Raw genomic sequence first — 15,343 nt, forward strand, 5'->3', positions numbered from 1 at the left:
TTTGTGGGCCCAAGCGATTGGCCACAAAAAAGGCCACCAAACCGGCAGCCCTTTTCAGTCACATCTGGCGATTTGCCCACCGGCACCAAGAACGCGCTAGAACGGTACATCGCCCGCGCTTGCCGCATCCACGACGAATTTCGCCACCAGTTTCTTGGGGCCGGCACGGTCGAATTCGATCAACAGCTTGTCGCCCTCGACCTCCATCACCTCGCCATAGCCGAATTTTTGATGGAACACGCGGTCGCCAATGCCAAAGCTGCTGACGGCTTTCATGTCGATCACCATATCGCGCGCCTGTGAGGGGGTCGTTTTTGCACGCGCGCGCGCGGCTTGCTGGCTGCGCTCTTGCAACCGCTTCCAGCCCGGAGACTCATAGACATCGGCCTTGGCAACGCGGCTTTCGAAACTGCTGCTGGTTTGCGGCGCGGCGGCGCCATAGCCCCCGCCGTACAAGCCCGGCGGCGTGAGCACATCAACATGATCCTCGGGCAACTCGTCGATAAAGCGCGAGGGCAGCTGACTTTGCCACTGACCGTAAACCCGACGGTTGCCCGCAAAGGAAATCGTGCAGACCTCCTCGGCGCGGGTGATGCCGACATAGGCCAAACGGCGCTCTTCCTCGAGGCCCTTCTGGCCGCTTTCATCCATCGAGCGCTGGCTCGGGAACAGGCCCTCTTCCCATCCGGGAAGGAAAACAGCGGGGAATTCCAACCCCTTGGCCCCGTGCAGCGTCATCAACGTGACCTTTTCGCCCGCCTCTTCGCTTTCGTTGTCCATGATCAGCGCGACGTGTTCCAGAAACCCGCCCAGGTTTTCGAACTGTTCCAGCGCCTTGACCAATTCCTTGAGGTTTTCAAGACGCCCCGGCGCTTCGGGGGTTTTGTCATTGAGCCACATCGTCGTGTAGCCACTTTCGTCCAAAATCTGCTCGGCCAGCTCGACAGGGCCGATACCGGCCTCCCCCGCCAAGCCGGACCAGCGATCCAGATCCGCAAGCAACTGGGCGATCGACCCCTTGGCCTTGCCTTTCAACACGCCGCCCTCGACCGCCAGGCGCGCGCCTTCTTTCAGCGCCACGCCATTGCTGCGCGCCATATGCTGGATGTCTTGCATCGCCTTGCCGCCAACCCCGCGTTTGGGCGTGTTGACGATCCGCTCAAAGGCCAGATCGTCCTCGGGCGACATCACCACGCGAAAATACCCCATCGCATCGCGAATCTCGAGACGTTCGTAAAACCGTGGCCCGCCGATCACGCGATACGGCAGGCCGATGGTCAAAAACCTGTCCTCAAAGGCGCGCATCTGATGCGAGGCGCGCACGAGAATGGCCATGGAATCAAGGCCGAAGGGAGTCATCCCGCGCGTGCCCGATTGCATGGCTTCGATTTCTTCACCGATCCAACGCGCCTCTTCCTCGCCATCCCAATGGCCGATCAAGCGGACCTTCTCGCCATCCGGCGTGGCCGTCCAAAGCGTCTTGCCCAAGCGCCCCGAATTGCCTTCGATCACGGCAGAGGCCGCGGCCAGAATATGCGGGGTCGAACGGTAGTTCTGTTCCAGACGCACGACTTTCGCCCCCGGAAAATCCTTTTCAAAGCGCAGGATGTTGCCAACCTCGGCGCCGCGCCAGCCGTAGATCGACTGGTCGTCATCGCCCACGCAGCAAATATTCTTGTGCCCCGAAGCCAGCAGACGCAGCCACATGTACTGCGCGACGTTGGTATCCTGATACTCGTCCACCAGCAAAAAGCGGAACCGGCGCTGGTAATCGGCGAGCAGGTCGGGATGGGCCTGAAAAATCGTGACCATATGCAACAAAAGGTCGCCAAAGTCACAGGCGTTGAGCGTCTTCAACCGCGCCTGATACGCCTTGTAGAGGTCCAGCGCATGGCCGTTAAACGCCGCCTGTTCGCCGCTTGGCACTTTCGCAGGGGTCCAGGCGCGGTTTTTCCACGCATCGATGATTCCCGCCAATTGGCGCGCAGGCCAGCGTTTTTCGTCGATATTGGCGGCAGAAATCACCTGTTTGAGCAGGCGGATCACATCATCGCTGTCGAGAATGGTGAAATTTGATTTCAGCCCGACAAGTTCGGCGTGACGGCGCAACTGCTTCACACAGACCGAATGGAAGGTGCCCAGCCAAGGCATGCCCTCGATGGTTTCGCCCATCAGTCCCGCAACACGTGTTTTCATCTCGCGCGCGGCCTTGTTGGTAAAGGTCACCGCCAGAATTTCATGGGGACGCGCGCGCCCCGTGTTCAACAGATGCGCAATGCGGCAGGTCAGCGCCTTGGTTTTGCCGGTGCCTGCCCCTGCAAGCATCAAGACGGGACCATCCAGCGCTTCGACCGCCGCGCGTTGCGCGGTATTGAGCCCCTCAAGATAGTCCATCTGCGCTGTGGGCCGCGCATGACCCATCGCCCGCTGACTGAGGGAGAGACCTCGGGCGGGTTCAGCGGCGGAATGCGGGCGGGCTGCCGCCTCGAAGGCGTCTTCTTCGTTGTAACTGCTCATTGGGCCAGTCTAGCCAATCGCGCGCGCCAGCGGAAGATCGTTCTTGAAACGTTCTCGCCTCTTTTGCCGCTTTCCCGGTGATTTTCGCGTGATAGCCCCCATCCCCCAAGATCAGCCAGCCCCGCGCCGCAGCACAGTGCAGCCCCGCCCTACTGCGGATCGCCCACCGCCGCGCTGACATTGCTGGCATATTTCCGGAACAGCCGTGAAAACGTGGCGATATCCTGCGGCTCCCAGTCCTCGAACAGCCCCCCGACAAAGCGCCACTTGATGGCGCGGAATTTATCAAGCGCGGCGCTGCCCGCATCCGACAGCGAGAGAATCGATTTGCGCCCGTCATTTTGCGACGGCACCCGCGCCACCAACCCTTTGGAGACCAGATCGCTGACAATGCGCGATGCACGCGACGGGTCGATGGCCAGTTCCTCGGCGACAAGGCCGATGGTGGGCTCCATCGGCTTGGGGCGCGCAATACCGCATTTGATTCGCAAGATCGCGATCAGCCCCTGAAAGGCCGCAAGTTCCAACTCGATACCGGTTTTCGCCGCAAGAAGGGGGAAAATCTCGCCGCGCTGGACGATGCGAAACCATTGGAAATAGGCCACATCGAAGTCCATCAAGGCCGCAGCACTGCCCGCATCAAACCCCAGTTCCAGCAATTGGTCCCGCACAACGGCCTGCGGATCGGCGTTTTGCGCGCCGCCGGTTTTATGATCAATTGGATCTGGGATGTGCGACATCTTGCTGTTTTTCTGCATAATCTTGCCATCCTTCGTCTCATGCGGGGCAGCTTTGTGATGGCATTGCAAATATCCATGAGCGTGTCAATTGCATGACATCAACATTTATATGCTAAAATCAATTGCGTGACGTTGACACATAAATAGCAGCGCAATAGATACTGGCTGACCAACACCCGCCCGCGCATGGCGCGGGTCCCCAAGACGACGCTGCCCGCCCCAAGCGCGCCCAGCACCACATCCGGAGCAAGTCCTTGCCTGCATCTTCCCCAGCCACCCCGCCCGTCCTGACCGCAGGCGCGCGGATCGAGGCCCAAAAAGCCGCCCTCACCCAAGCCCCCAAAACCGACCCCGGTGAAAGCCGCGTCGGCGTGGTCATCGGCTCGGTCGCGGTGCTCATGCTTTTGGCCGCCCTCGATCAGACCATCGTGTCCACCGCCCTGCCCACCATCGTCGCCGATCTCGGCGGCCTGGATCACCTCAGCTGGGTGGTCACCGCCTATATGCTCGCCTCGACCGTGGTTGCGCCGCTCTATGGCAAACTCGGTGATCTCTACGGGCGGCGCACCATCGTCATTTTCGCCGTTTGCGTGTTCTTGCTCGGGTCGATGCTCTGCGGTGTTGCCAATTCCATGACCTTTCTCATTCTCGCCCGCGCCCTCCAGGGGCTTGGCGGCGGCGGGCTGTTTGTTCTTGCCCTCTCGATCATCGGCGATGTGATTCCCCCCCGTGAACGTGGCAAGGTTCAGGGTGTGTTTGCGGGCGTCTTTGGCGTGGCCTCTGTGGCTGGACCGCTGCTGGGCGGCTGGTTCGTGCAGGCGCTGAGCTGGCACTGGATTTTCTTTGTGAACCTGCCCTTCGGCATACTGGCTCTGGCCGGTTTCATCTTCGGGTTTCGGGCCAACCCCGAGCGCGTGTCGCATAAAATCGACTACGCAGGGGCGCTTGCCCTGTCGGTCACGCTGGCGGGGATCGTGCTGGTGACCTCGCTGGGCGGCTCGACGCTGGCCTTTAGCGATCCCGTTCTGCTTGCCATTCTTGCTGCGGCCCTCCTTGGCTTCCTTGCCTTCATCCTTGCCGAACGCCGCGCAGTCGAGCCGGTTCTGCCGCTTGATCTGTTTAAAAACAACGTGTTCCTCGTGACATCCATCGTCTCGTTGCTGTCGGGGGCCATGATGTTCGGCGCATTGACCTATATTCCGATCTACCTGCAGATCGCCAAGGGCACCACGCCGACACAATCGGGCCTGCAACTGATTTCCATGACCTTCGGCATCCTCACCGCGTCCAATATCGCCGGTCGCTACATGGGCAAGACCGGCAAATACAAGGCGCTGCCGATCATCGGCTTTACCTTGGGGCTCGTCGCGATGCTGATGCTCACGCAGCTCGATGCCAGCACCTCCTCGCCGTATCTGTGGGGCGCTTTGCTGTTGCTCGGCGCTGGCATGGGGTCGATTTTTCCGGTCGTCACCACCGCCGTACAAAACGCCGTCCCCAAAAACCGTCTGGGCACGGCAACCGCTGCGGGTTTGATGTTTCGTCAGGTCGGCGGCTCGGTGGCGGTGGCGTTTTTCGGCGCGCTCTTTGCGGTACGCATGGCCGCAAGCATGGGCGGATCGGGCGAGTCCGCCGCTCTTGGCAATGTCGCAGAGCTGGGTCCGCAGATGATCAGCGGCCTCTCCGCGCAAGCACAGGCAGCCCTTGCGGCCAATGTGTCGGGCGCGTTGCACCCGATCTATTACATCACGGCTGTTCTTTGTGCATTGGGCCTCGCTATGTCCTTTTTTCTGAAAGAAATTCCGCTGACCAACCGTCACGTGCCCAAGGGCGAATGAGACCGGCACACGGCGGTTTTTGCGGCGCAATCGCCACGACGTGACACCCAAAAACCACAGTTTGCACAGCAGAGAGGGGGCTTTTCGGTCCCCTCTTTTGTTTCTGCAAGACCTTCCCCCACGAGAACCGCGCCAAAGCTTTATTTTCGCAAAGCCGCTTTGCAGGGGCTGCACCCTGTTAGCGCAAACATTTTCTTTGCAAATGTAAAAAAATCGATTTTACTGCACTGCAGAAACCCGTAGCCTGATCAGGTAGCCCCGCGCCGCGTGATCGGGCGTGCGGGTATTTCAGGGTTACGCGCGGCAGCCGTGCCATGCGTCCCTGAGGGAGAAGCGTCACCAGTCACGGCGGCGCGAACGGGCGGACGACAAAGGGGATTTCTATGCCAGATTTCAACAAGATTCTCATCGCAAACCGAGGCGAGATCGCGATCCGCGTGATGCGCGCTGCCAACGAGATGGGAAAGAAAACCGTCGCCGTCTATGCCGAAGAGGACAAGCTGTCGCTGCACCGCTTCAAATCGGATGAGGCCTATAAAATCGGCGAGGGGCTGGGACCGGTCGCGGCCTATCTGTCGATTGAGGAAATCATCCGCGTTGCCAAAATGTGCGGCGCCGATGCGATCCACCCGGGCTACGGGCTTTTGTCGGAAAACCCTGATTTTGTCGATGCCTGCACCAACGCGGGTATCACCTTTATCGGCCCGCGCGCCGAGACGATGCGCGCGCTTGGCGATAAAGCCTCCGCACGGCGCGTGGCGATCGAGGCGGGCGTGCCCGTCATCCCCGCGACCCAAGTGCTGGGCGATGATTTCGACGCCATCAAAAAGGAAGCGGCCGAGGTCGGCTATCCGCTCATGCTCAAGGCCAGCTGGGGCGGCGGCGGGCGCGGGATGCGTCCGATCAATTCCGAGGACGAGCTGGTCGAGAAGGTCAAAGAGGGGCGGCGCGAGGCCGAAGCGGCCTTTGGCAACGGCGAGGGTTATCTGGAAAAGATGATTCTCAAGGCCCGCCACGTCGAGGTGCAGATCCTTGGCGACAAGATGGGCAATATCTACCACCTTTACGAGCGCGATTGCTCAGTGCAGCGGCGCAACCAGAAAGTGGTCGAGCGCGCACCCGCCCCCTATCTGTCGCCCGCCCAGCGCGAGGAAATCTGTAACCTCGGCAAGAAAGTCTGTGAACATGTCGGCTATGAATGCGCCGGCACCGTCGAATTCCTGATGGATATGGCCACCGGCAAGTTCTATTTCATCGAGGTGAACCCGCGCGTTCAGGTCGAGCACACCGTGACCGAGGAAGTCACCGGCATCGACATCGTGCGTGCCCAGATCCTGATCGCGGAAGGCAAATCGCTGACCGAGGCCACGGGCGTGCCGTCGCAATATGATGTCGAGCTGTCGGGCCATGCGCTGCAGTGCCGCGTGACCACCGAGGACCCGACCAACAACTTCATCCCCGATTACGGCCGCATCACCACCTACCGCTCGGCCACGGGCATGGGCATCCGTCTGGATGGCGGCACCGCCTATTCGGGCGCTGTGATCACCCGCTATTACGACAGCCTGCTGACCAAGGTCACGGCCTGGGCACCCACGCCCGAGGCGGCGATTGCCCGCATGGACCGCGCTTTGCGCGAATTCCGCATCCGCGGCGTGAGCACCAACATCGACTTCGTGATCAACCTGCTCAAACATCCCGTCTTTTTGAACTACGAATACCACACCAAATTCATCGACGAGACGCCCGCGCTGTTTGATTTCCGCCCCCGTCAGGACCGCGCGACCAAACTGTTGCACTACCTTGCCGATGTGACCGTCAACGGCCACCCCGAAACCAAGGACCGTCCCCTGCCCGCGGCCGACGCCAAAATGCCCGTCGCGCCCACGCCCCAAGCGGAACTGACGCAGGTGCCCGCAGGCACGCGCCAACTGCTTGACTCCAAAGGCCCCAAAGCGGTGGCCGACTGGATGCTGGCGCAAAAGCAACTGTTGATGACCGACACCACGATGCGCGACGGGCACCAGTCCCTGCTGGCCACCCGCATGCGCTCGATCGACATGATCCGCGTGGCGCCGGCCTATGCGGCGAACCTCAGCCAGCTCTATTCGGTGGAATGCTGGGGCGGCGCGACCTTTGATGTGGCCTATCGCTTTTTGCAGGAATGCCCGTGGCAGCGCCTGCGCGACATCCGCGCCAAACTGCCCAATGTGATGACACAGATGCTGCTGCGCGCCTCCAACGGCGTGGGCTATACCAACTATCCCGACAATGTTGTGCAAAGCTTTGTCGCCCAAGCCGCCACCAGCGGCGTCGATGTGTTCCGCGTCTTTGACAGCCTCAACTGGGTGGAAAACATGCGCGTGGCGATGGATGCGGTGATCGAAAGCGGCAAAATCTGTGAGGGCACGATTTGCTACACGGGCGATCTGCTTGATCCCACGCGGCCCAAATACAACCTGAAATACTACGTCGACATGGGCAAACAGCTGCGCGATGCCGGCGCCCATGTGCTGGGCCTCAAGGATATGGCGGGGCTACTCAAACCCACACAGGCCGGTGCGCTGGTCAAGGCCCTCAAGGAAGAGGTCGGCTTGCCGATCCACTTCCACACTCATGACACCTCGGGCATCGCGGGCGCCACCATTCTGGCCGCCGCGCAAGCAGGCGTTGATGCCGTGGATGCGGCCATGGATGCCTTTGCGGGCGGCACTTCGCAGCCCTGCCTTGGCTCCATCGTCGAATCCCTGCGCTTTACGGAGCGCAACACCGGCCTCGACATCGGCGCGGTGCGCGAGATTTCCAACTACTGGGAACATGTGCGCCACCAATATGCGGCGTTTGAATCGGGCCTCGAAGCGCCCGCTTCCGAGGTCTACCTGCACGAAATGCCCGGTGGCCAATTCACCAACCTCAAAGCCCAGGCCCGCTCGCTTGGTCTTGAGGATCGCTGGCATGAGGTGGCGCAGGCCTATGCGGATGCCAACCAGATTTTTGGCGACATCGTCAAAGTGACCCCCTCCTCCAAAGTGGTCGGGGATATGGCGCTGATGATGGTTGCCCAAGGGCTGACCCGCAAACAGGTCGAAGATGCTGAAACCGACGTGGCCTTCCCCGACTCGGTTGCTGACATGATGCGCGGCAACCTCGGTCAGCCGCCGGGTGGTTTCCCTGCGGGCATCGTCAACAAGGTGCTCAAGGGCGACAAGCCCAATACCGAGCGCCCCGGCAAACACCTGCCGGCGGTGGATCTGGAAGGCACCCGCGCCGAACTTGCGGCCAAACTGGGTGTGGAGATCGATGACGAGGACCTGAACGCCTACCTCATGTATCCCAAGGTCTTCACCGACTACATGGCGCGGCGCGGCGAATACGGCCCCGTACGCACCCTGCCGACAAAGAACTTCTTTTACGGCATGGAAAATGGCGAACAGATTTCCATCGAAATCGATCCGGGCAAGACACTGGAAGTGCGCTTGCAGGCGCTGGGGGAAACCGACGAGCAGGGCAATGCCAAAGTGTTCTTCGAACTCAACGGCCAGCCCCGCGTCATCCGCATCCCCAACCGCTCGGTCGTCGCCTCCACCCAAGCCCGCCCCAAAGCCGAACTGGGCAACGCCAGCCACATCGGCGCGCCCATGCCCGGCGTTGTGGCTTCGGTTGCCGCTGTCGCAGGCATGCCGGTGAAAAAGGGCGATCTGTTGCTCACGATTGAGGCGATGAAAATGGAAACGGGGATCACGGCCGATCGCGACGGTGAAATCAAAGCCGTTCACGTCACCCCCGGTGCCCAGATCGACGCCAAGGACCTTTTGGTCGAGTTCGTCTAGGGCACGGTCACGGTTGAAAACTGCGGTGCGCGGGGTCCCCTGCGCACCGCTTTGCCATGAGGAGTCATTTTGCGCGCGCGCTTTGCGCAAAATTTCCAGCGGCGGGTGATTTTTCCCTTGCCGCCTGCGCGCAGTCCTCTTATATCCGCCCTCACCCAAGGAAGCGGGCGTAGCTCAGGGGTAGAGCATAACCTTGCCAAGGTTAGGGTCGGGCGTTCGAATCGCCTCGCCCGCTCCAATTTCTCTCTCCCAACCAGTGGTTGGCACCCCAAGAGAGACGCGAGACCCACGTTACGGGACACGCCGAGCGGGCGTAGCTCAGGGGTAGAGCATAACCTTGCCAAGGTTAGGGTCGGGCGTTCGAATCGCCTCGCCCGCTCCAACTTTCCTTCCGGTTGTTTGATCGGGACCCAAGGGAGAGGGGTTTTTCGCAAGACACCGGCGCACAGGTGACACGCCGAGCGGGCGTAGCTCAGGGGTAGAGCATAACCTTGCCAAGGTTAGGGTCGGGCGTTCGAATCGCCTCGCCCGCTCCAACTTTCCTCAACTTTTCGCTGTCCCTTTTCCGGTGCTTTCATCGCCAGCGCGGCCGTCCTGCGCGTCACAGCCTCCGGCCGTGCGCGATCAGAATGTGCCAGTGCAGGCGCGGCGGCATATTGGTGTCGGGAACCTGTGAGAATAGCGCCTAATGCACTCCGAACGGATGTGCTGACACACCAAAAGCCGGTTGCGCGGCGCCGGTGATCGCGCGGGCGCGCTGTTCAAACCCGTGCCGCTCAATCCCCTGCTGGTCAGGGTCACAGTGCTCTGGCCGACAGTGCTCTGGCCCACAGCGCTCTGGCCCACAGCGCTCAGGACCGCGCCGCTCCAGGCAGGGATCGATCACGCGACAGGTGCCGCAGCGTGCGAGTTTGCCGCGCGGATCGTCCAAAGCCAAAGCGATTTCAATAAGATCCTCGCAGCAGGCGGGCTTGCTGAGGATACAGCGCAGCCCCTCCAACATCGAGAATAATTCCCCCCCGCCATAGGCAGCGTTTTCCGCCAAGGCGATCAGGGCAATGCCGGGACAATGATATTGCGCAAGGAAGGCGATGGGAACCGCAGAGCCGTCGGGCAGGAACTGCGCAAAAATCATCAGATCAAACCGCGTCTCGCGGATCACCTGATGCGCGCCTTCGACGGCCCCATGCAGCGTCACGCGATGCCCCTGCCTCTCAAAGGCCGTTTGCAGCACCGCAACCTGTGCGTGGTCATTGTCCAACAGCAATATATTCATGGCGTTCTCACCAATGATCGTCAAAGTCCTGCCCAATATTGGTCAAAGGATTTAACAACGCCTTAAGGACCGCACAGCATCGCGTGTTAAGGTTAATAAATCCTCAACGCTTGCGCGGTTTTCAGCAATTTTCCAAACCGCGCCGTTCAGGCTCTGGCTGGTGCTTGCGACCTCTGCGCGACCTCAGCGCAACGGTGGCGCCCGCAGAGCCAAGCGCGCAGACCTTGCTCCCCGGTTCGGCCCGCAGTTGAGACCCGCACCTGAGGCCGCAGGCTTGGAATGCGCCGCCACCCCGCCTATAAGGGCGCCAAGATCGGCAGGCATCGACGCCCTGCCCTCACAACGTTCAACACGGGGATTGCCATGCGCAGCGCTTCCATCACGCGGACCACCGCCGAAACCTCCATCGAGGTCGAGGTCAATCTCGACGGCACCGGTCGCTATGACAACCAGACCGGCGTCGGGTTCTTTGATCACATGCTGGACCAGCTGTCGCGCCACTCGCTGATCGACATGACCGTGCGCGCCAAGGGCGATTACCACATCGACGACCACCACACCGTCGAGGACACCGGGATTGCGCTGGGTCAGGCGATTGCGCAGGCGCTTGGCGACAAGAAAGGCATCAACCGCTACGGGCATTTTGCGCTGGCGATGGACGAGACCCAAGTAGGCTGCGCGCTGGACCTTTCGGCGCGTCCCTTTCTGGTGTGGAACATTGCCTTTCCCTCGGCCAAGATCGGCACTTTCGATACGGAACTGGTGCGCGAGTTCTTTCAGGCGCTCGCCATGCACGGCGGCATTACCCTGCACCTCGATCTCAAGCACGGGTTCAACAGCCACCATATCGCCGAGACCACCTTCAAGGCCTGCGCGCGTGCCTTGCGCATGGCGGTCGAGACCGATCCGCGCATGGCCTCTGCCCTGCCCTCGACCAAAGGCGCGCTGTGATGCTCACGGCTTTGGTGGATTACGACAGCGGCAACCTGCATTCCGCGCAAAAGGCGTTTGAACGCATGGCGCGCGAAACCGGTTCGGGCGAGGTCGTGGTGACATCGGATGCCGCCATTGTGGCGCGTGCGGATCGCATCGTCCTGCCCGGTGACGGGGCTTTTCCCGCCTGCAAAGCGCATTTGTTCGAGGTTTCGGGGATGTTCGAGGCCATCGAGGAATCCGTGACACGGCGCGCCGTCCCCTTCATGGGGATTTGCGTCGGGATGCAAATGATGGCGCGCAGGGGCCATGAATACCGCGCCACCGAAGGCTTCGGCTGGATCGACGCCGAGGTGGTGAAAATCGCCCCCACCGATCCGGCGCTTAAAGTGCCCCATATGGGATGGAACGATCTGGTCCTGGATCACCCGCACCCCGTTCTGTCGGGCGTGCAGTCGGGCGATCACGCCTATTTCGTGCATTCCTATCACATGCGGGTCACCACCCCGGTGCAACGTCTGGCCTATTGCGACTACGGCGAACAGATCACTGCCATTGTGGGGCGCGACACGATGGTCGGCTGCCAGTTCCATCCCGAAAAATCGCAAGCCGCCGGCCTGCGCATCATCGCCAATTTCCTGAATTGGGCTCCCTGAGGCAGACGGGTGTGAGGGGGCTGTCTGCCCCCTCGAAGGCCGCTGGCCTTCTCACCCCCGAGGATATTTCATGACAAAAAAGGCGCGCGGCGGGGTGCCATTTTCAGATGTGCGGATCAGCGGCGCACCCAGGTCTGGCCTTTACAAATAGGCCCGACGCAGCCCGACACTTTGAGCTGGTCGCCCGAGAGCGCCATTTTCGAATTATAGACCTTGTCGGTCGAGGGCTGCCAGATTTTGCCGTCTTTGTAGGTGCCGTCGCCTTGAGCGACCATGTCCCAGACGATGGGGCGGCCCAGATTGGCGGATTTATATTCCCCGTCGGCATTGAAGGTGCGCGCGATCGTGCCGCAGAGTTTGTCGCCGCAGGGGGCGATTTCGACAAAGGCGTAGGCACCGTCGTCGACCTGCGTTTGCCATGTGCCTGCAACCGCATCCTGCGCTGCGACGGGGGCGGCGAGGGCGAGGGTTGCAAGGGCTGCGGCGCAGAGATGCTTGAGGCGCATCGGATGGCTTGAAAATGTCATAGGTTCCTCCCTGATGGCGGGCCCGAGGCCGCGCCTGTCAGAAAACTTGCGCGAGGTTGTCGCGCAAATCAAGCCCAAGCCATAGAACGCCGCGTCACGCGCGTGCTGTTGCCAAGGTGCCGTCGAGGCGCAGGCGGCCTGCCCTGTCGTTTGCCCATGCGGTTGGCGGTGAAATTGTGTCACGCCCTGCCTATGTCGTTTTGCAATCGCGCGCGGTTTGTGGCAGAGCAGGCCCACTCCTCTTCGCAAAAAGGCCAGACCATGATCCTCTACCCCGCCATCGACCTCAAAGACGGCAATGCCGTGCGCCTGTTCAAAGGCAAAATGGATCAGGCCACTGTATTCAACAACGACCCCGTGTCGCAGGCGCTTGATTTCGTTCATGCGGGCTGCGAATGGCTGCATCTGGTGGATTTGAACGGGGCCTTTGCCGGAGAGCCGGTGAACGCGGCACCGGTCGAGGAAATTCTGACGCAATGCAAGGTGCCGACCCAGCTTGGCGGGGGCATCCGCGACATGGCAACGATCGAGCGCTGGCTTTCCAAGGGTCTGCAACGCGTCATTCTGGGCACGGTCGCGGTGGAAAACCCCGCCCTTGTGCGCGAGGCGGCGAAAGCCTTTCCCGGACAGGTGGCCGTGGGCATCGATGCGCGCAACGGCAAGGTCGCGACCAAAGGCTGGGCGACGGAAACCGATGTGATGGTCACCGATCTGGCGCGCTCCTTTGAGGACGCGGGCGTTGCGGCGATTATCTACACCGACATCAACCGCGACGGCGCCATGCAGGGGCCCAATGTTGCGGCGACTGCCGCGCTTGCGCAGGCCGTGTCGATTCCGGTGATCGCCAGCGGCGGCGTGTCCTCGCTTGATGATTTGCGCGACCTCAAGGGCTGTGGCGCGGCTTTGGACGGGGTCATTGCGGGCCGCGCGCTTTATGACGGGGCGATTGATCTTGGCGCGGCGCTGAGCGTTCTCAAAGCGTGAGCAAAGCGCTTTACGTCTGCCTTGGCCTCGGGATTGCGCTATGTCTCAGCCCTTTGGTCGGCGTGATCTGGTCCAGCTGGTTTGCGGCGCGTCACGGCTGCCGCCTTGATGAGGCGGGGGCCTACGCCTGCGTTGTCAACGGGCAGGATTGGGGGGGCCTGCTTGGGGCGGCCTTTTTGTCGGGATGGCTCATGCTTGTCACCTTGCCGATCGGCGGGATTCTGGTCGTCGCGCTGGTTGTGAAAATTGCCTTTGATCTGTGGCGGCGGTCCCGCTGAAGCTGTGCGGGCACGCGCGCGTTGGGGGCGTTGGCGCGCACGCGCGGCCAAATGATTGCATCCCGCCCTGTCGCGCAGTAAGTCACAAGACAAGCCGCAAAAGGGACTCCCATGCTGAAAACCCGCATCATCCCCTGCCTTGATGTCGCCGAAGGGCGCACCGTCAAAGGCGTGAATTTCGTCGATCTCATCGACGCGGGCGATCCGGTGGAACAAGCACGCGCCTATGATCTGGCGGGGGCAGACGAGTTGTGTTTCCTCGACATCAAGGCCACCCATGAAAACCGCGGCACGATGTATGATCTGGCCACGCGCACGGCAGAACAGTGTTTCATGCCACTCACCATCGGCGGCGGCGTGCGCAGCCCCGAGGATGTGCGCAACCTGTTGCTTGCGGGGGCCGATAAAGTCAGCTTCAATTCCGCCGCAGTGGCCGATCCCGATGTGATTGCGCGTTCGGCCGACCGCTTTGGCAGCCAGTGCATCGTCTGCGCGATCGACGCCAAAACCACCGAAGTCGACGCCGAGGGCAATCCGGTCAAATGGACAATCTTCACCCATGGCGGGCGCAAAGCGGCGCTGGATGCGCAAGGAACCCCCATCGACGCTGTCGCATTTGCCAAAATGATCGCCGCCAAAGGCGCGGGGGAAATCCTGCTGACCTCAATGGATCGCGATGGCACGCGCGCGGGGTTCAACCTGGCGATGACGCGCGCGATTGCCGATGCGGTGGACGTGCCGGTGATCGCCTCGGGCGGCGTTGGCACGCTTGACCACCTTGTCGAAGGCGTCACCATCGGCCACGCCAGCGCCGTTCTGGCGGCTTCTATTTTCCATTTCGGGGATTACACCATTGCCGAGGCCAAAGCGCATATGCAGGCCGCAGGCATCCCCATGCGTCTTCAGTGAGGAACCCATGAGCACCGCGCAGACCGACACACTCGCCCGCCTGTTTGCCACCGTCGAAAGCCGCAAGGGCGCGGATCCCGAGACCTCTTGGACCGCGAGACTTTTCGACAAGGGCCCGCAAAAATGCGCCGAGAAATTCGGGGAAGAAGCCATCGAGGCTGTCGTCGCGGCTGCCGTCAACGACCGTGACAACCTTGTGTATGAGGCTGCGGATGTGCTCTACCACATGGCTGTGATGCTGGCAGCGCGCGATGTGTCCCTGCAGGAGGTCCTGACCGAATTGGACCGCCGCCACGGCACCTCGGGCATTGCGGAAAAGGCCAGTCGCTAAAAAGGCCAGCTGCTAAAAATTCAGCCGCGAAGGGCGCCTGCCTAGCGGATTTTTTCCACCCGAAGACGCGGGATTTCGATCTTGGGGCAGCGGTCTTGCACCACCTCGATCCCTTGCGCGCGCGCCTTTGCGGCGGCGGCCTCGTTTTCCACGCCAAGCTGCATCCAGATGGTTTGCAACCCGTCCAGCGCGGCCAAAGCCTCGTCCACGACCTCTTCGACAGCCTCGGAGGCGCGAAAAACATCAACCATATCCACAGCTTCGTCGATATCGGAAAGACTGCTGACCACCGTTTGACCGAACAATTGCTTGCCCGCCTGACCGGGGTTGACGGGGATCACCTTGTAGCCCTGTTTGGCCAGAAATGTGCCCACCTGAAACGACGCGCGCGCCGGTTTGTTGGACGCGCCGACCAGCGCAATCACGCGGGTCTCGTTGAGAATGCGGGTGATATCGGCATCGGACGGATTGGTCATCGGGGATTTTCCAGTCATAAATATGTCGCCCAGTCGAGCGCAGAAAAA

The 15,343-nt window shown here is 61.3% G+C and carries 13 protein-coding genes and 3 tRNA genes; 11 read left to right on the forward strand and 5 right to left on the reverse strand.

The features are described 5' to 3' along the window. Nucleotides 1-96: 96 nt before the first annotated feature. Together AQS8620_RS06075 and AQS8620_RS06080 are read right to left on the reverse strand one after the other, a co-directional pair. Nucleotides 97-2,517, reverse strand: a complete 2,421-nt coding sequence (locus tag AQS8620_RS06075) for an ATP-dependent helicase (RefSeq protein WP_085835968.1) — start codon at nucleotides 2,515-2,517, stop codon at nucleotides 97-99. Nucleotides 2,518-2,666: 149 nt separating this feature from the next. Continuing rightward, nucleotides 2,667-3,257 (reverse strand): MarR family winged helix-turn-helix transcriptional regulator, encoded by a 591-nt coding sequence (locus AQS8620_RS06080; protein ID WP_159453203.1) that lies wholly within the window; start codon nucleotides 3,255-3,257, stop codon nucleotides 2,667-2,669. A gap of 254 nt (nucleotides 3,258-3,511) precedes the next feature. Here AQS8620_RS06080 and AQS8620_RS06085 point away from each other — a divergent pair, with 254 nt between their 5' ends. The 5 genes from AQS8620_RS06085 (at nucleotide 3,512) to AQS8620_RS06105 (ending at nucleotide 9,461) form a co-directional block, all read left to right on the forward strand. Further along, nucleotides 3,512-5,095, forward strand: coding sequence for an MDR family MFS transporter (locus AQS8620_RS06085; RefSeq protein ID WP_234990391.1), 1,584 nt, complete (start codon nucleotides 3,512-3,514; stop codon nucleotides 5,093-5,095). Between the two features lie 383 nt (nucleotides 5,096-5,478). Beyond that, nucleotides 5,479-8,925, forward strand: coding sequence for a pyruvate carboxylase (locus AQS8620_RS06090; RefSeq protein ID WP_085835970.1), 3,447 nt, complete (start codon nucleotides 5,479-5,481; stop codon nucleotides 8,923-8,925). A gap of 163 nt (nucleotides 8,926-9,088) precedes the next feature. Further along, nucleotides 9,089-9,163: transfer RNA gene (locus AQS8620_RS06095), tRNA-Gly, on the forward strand. A 69-nt stretch (nucleotides 9,164-9,232) separates the two neighbouring features. Beyond that, nucleotides 9,233-9,307 (forward strand) — tRNA-Gly (locus AQS8620_RS06100). A gap of 79 nt (nucleotides 9,308-9,386) precedes the next feature. After that, nucleotides 9,387-9,461 (forward strand) — tRNA-Gly (locus tag AQS8620_RS06105). Nucleotides 9,462-9,610: 149 nt separating this feature from the next. Here the strand turns inward: AQS8620_RS06105 and AQS8620_RS06110 are convergent. Next, nucleotides 9,611-10,201 carry a response regulator gene (locus tag AQS8620_RS06110; protein WP_085835971.1) on the reverse strand — a complete coding sequence of 197 codons (591 nt, stop codon included), beginning with the start codon at nucleotides 10,199-10,201 and terminating at the stop codon, nucleotides 9,611-9,613. A 363-nt stretch (nucleotides 10,202-10,564) separates the two neighbouring features. On the opposite strand from AQS8620_RS06110, the gene hisB reads away from it, so the two are divergent. Both hisB and hisH read left to right on the forward strand, forming a co-directional pair. Next, entirely contained in the window at nucleotides 10,565-11,152 is a 588-nt protein-coding gene (gene hisB, locus AQS8620_RS06115) for an imidazoleglycerol-phosphate dehydratase HisB (protein WP_085836168.1), read from the forward strand. After that, complete coding sequence (gene hisH, locus AQS8620_RS06120; RefSeq protein WP_085835972.1) at nucleotides 11,152-11,790, forward strand: imidazole glycerol phosphate synthase subunit HisH; 639 nt, start codon at nucleotides 11,152-11,154, stop codon at nucleotides 11,788-11,790. Before hisB ends, hisH begins: the two co-directional genes overlap by 1 nt. A 116-nt stretch (nucleotides 11,791-11,906) precedes the next feature. Here hisH and AQS8620_RS06125 read toward each other — a convergent pair whose 3' ends face one another. Beyond that, nucleotides 11,907-12,317, reverse strand: a complete 411-nt coding sequence (locus AQS8620_RS06125; RefSeq protein ID WP_234990392.1) for a DUF2147 domain-containing protein — start codon at nucleotides 12,315-12,317, stop codon at nucleotides 11,907-11,909. A 261-nt stretch (nucleotides 12,318-12,578) separates the two neighbouring features. On the opposite strand from AQS8620_RS06125, the gene hisA reads away from it, so the two are divergent. The 4 genes from hisA (at nucleotide 12,579) to AQS8620_RS06145 (ending at nucleotide 14,819) form a co-directional block, all read left to right on the forward strand. After that, nucleotides 12,579-13,301, forward strand: a complete 723-nt coding sequence (gene hisA / locus AQS8620_RS06130) for a 1-(5-phosphoribosyl)-5-[(5-phosphoribosylamino)methylideneamino]imidazole-4-carboxamide isomerase (RefSeq protein ID WP_085836169.1) — start codon at nucleotides 12,579-12,581, stop codon at nucleotides 13,299-13,301. Beyond that, nucleotides 13,298-13,579 (forward strand): hypothetical protein, encoded by a 282-nt coding sequence (locus AQS8620_RS06135; protein ID WP_085835974.1) that lies wholly within the window; start codon nucleotides 13,298-13,300, stop codon nucleotides 13,577-13,579. Before hisA ends, AQS8620_RS06135 begins: the two co-directional genes overlap by 4 nt. Nucleotides 13,580-13,690: 111 nt before the next feature. Beyond that, complete coding sequence (gene hisF, locus AQS8620_RS06140) at nucleotides 13,691-14,488, forward strand: imidazole glycerol phosphate synthase subunit HisF (protein ID WP_085835975.1); 798 nt, start codon at nucleotides 13,691-13,693, stop codon at nucleotides 14,486-14,488. A 7-nt stretch (nucleotides 14,489-14,495) separates the two neighbouring features. After that, the gene (locus AQS8620_RS06145; RefSeq protein ID WP_085835976.1) at nucleotides 14,496-14,819 is read left to right on the forward strand and encodes a phosphoribosyl-ATP diphosphatase; all 324 of its coding nucleotides are present in this window, start codon (nucleotides 14,496-14,498) and stop codon (nucleotides 14,817-14,819) included. Between the two features lie 41 nt (nucleotides 14,820-14,860). Here the strand turns inward: AQS8620_RS06145 and AQS8620_RS06150 are convergent, their stop codons facing one another. After that, entirely contained in the window at nucleotides 14,861-15,295 is a 435-nt protein-coding gene (locus AQS8620_RS06150) for a CoA-binding protein (protein WP_085835977.1), read from the reverse strand. Nucleotides 15,296-15,343: the final 48 nt, after the last annotated feature.

It is taken from the genome of Aquimixticola soesokkakensis (genome assembly GCF_900172375.1).
Taxonomy (GTDB): Bacteria; Pseudomonadota; Alphaproteobacteria; order Rhodobacterales; family Rhodobacteraceae; genus Aquimixticola; species Aquimixticola soesokkakensis.

Bases quoted from the DNA above. Each gene is read 5' to 3' on its own strand.
- AQS8620_RS06145 (WP_085835976.1), top strand. From the start codon at position 14,496: ATGAGCACCGCGCAGACCGACACACTCGCCCGCCTGTTTGCCACCGTC.
- AQS8620_RS06075 (WP_085835968.1), bottom strand. From the start codon at position 2,517: ATGAGCAGTTACAACGAAGAAGACGCCTTCGAGGCGGCAGCCCGCCCG.
- hisA (WP_085836169.1), top strand. From the start codon at position 12,579: ATGATCCTCTACCCCGCCATCGACCTCAAAGACGGCAATGCCGTGCGC.
- AQS8620_RS06110 (WP_085835971.1), bottom strand. From the start codon at position 10,201: ATGAATATATTGCTGTTGGACAATGACCACGCACAGGTTGCGGTGCTG.
- AQS8620_RS06125 (WP_234990392.1), bottom strand. From the start codon at position 12,317: ATGACATTTTCAAGCCATCCGATGCGCCTCAAGCATCTCTGCGCCGCA.
- hisB (WP_085836168.1), top strand. From the start codon at position 10,565: ATGCGCAGCGCTTCCATCACGCGGACCACCGCCGAAACCTCCATCGAG.
- AQS8620_RS06090 (WP_085835970.1), top strand. From the start codon at position 5,479: ATGCCAGATTTCAACAAGATTCTCATCGCAAACCGAGGCGAGATCGCG.
- AQS8620_RS06150 (WP_085835977.1), bottom strand. From the start codon at position 15,295: ATGACCAATCCGTCCGATGCCGATATCACCCGCATTCTCAACGAGACC.
- hisH (WP_085835972.1), top strand. From the start codon at position 11,152: ATGCTCACGGCTTTGGTGGATTACGACAGCGGCAACCTGCATTCCGCG.
- hisF (WP_085835975.1), top strand. From the start codon at position 13,691: ATGCTGAAAACCCGCATCATCCCCTGCCTTGATGTCGCCGAAGGGCGC.
- AQS8620_RS06080 (WP_159453203.1), bottom strand. From the start codon at position 3,257: ATGTCGCACATCCCAGATCCAATTGATCATAAAACCGGCGGCGCGCAA.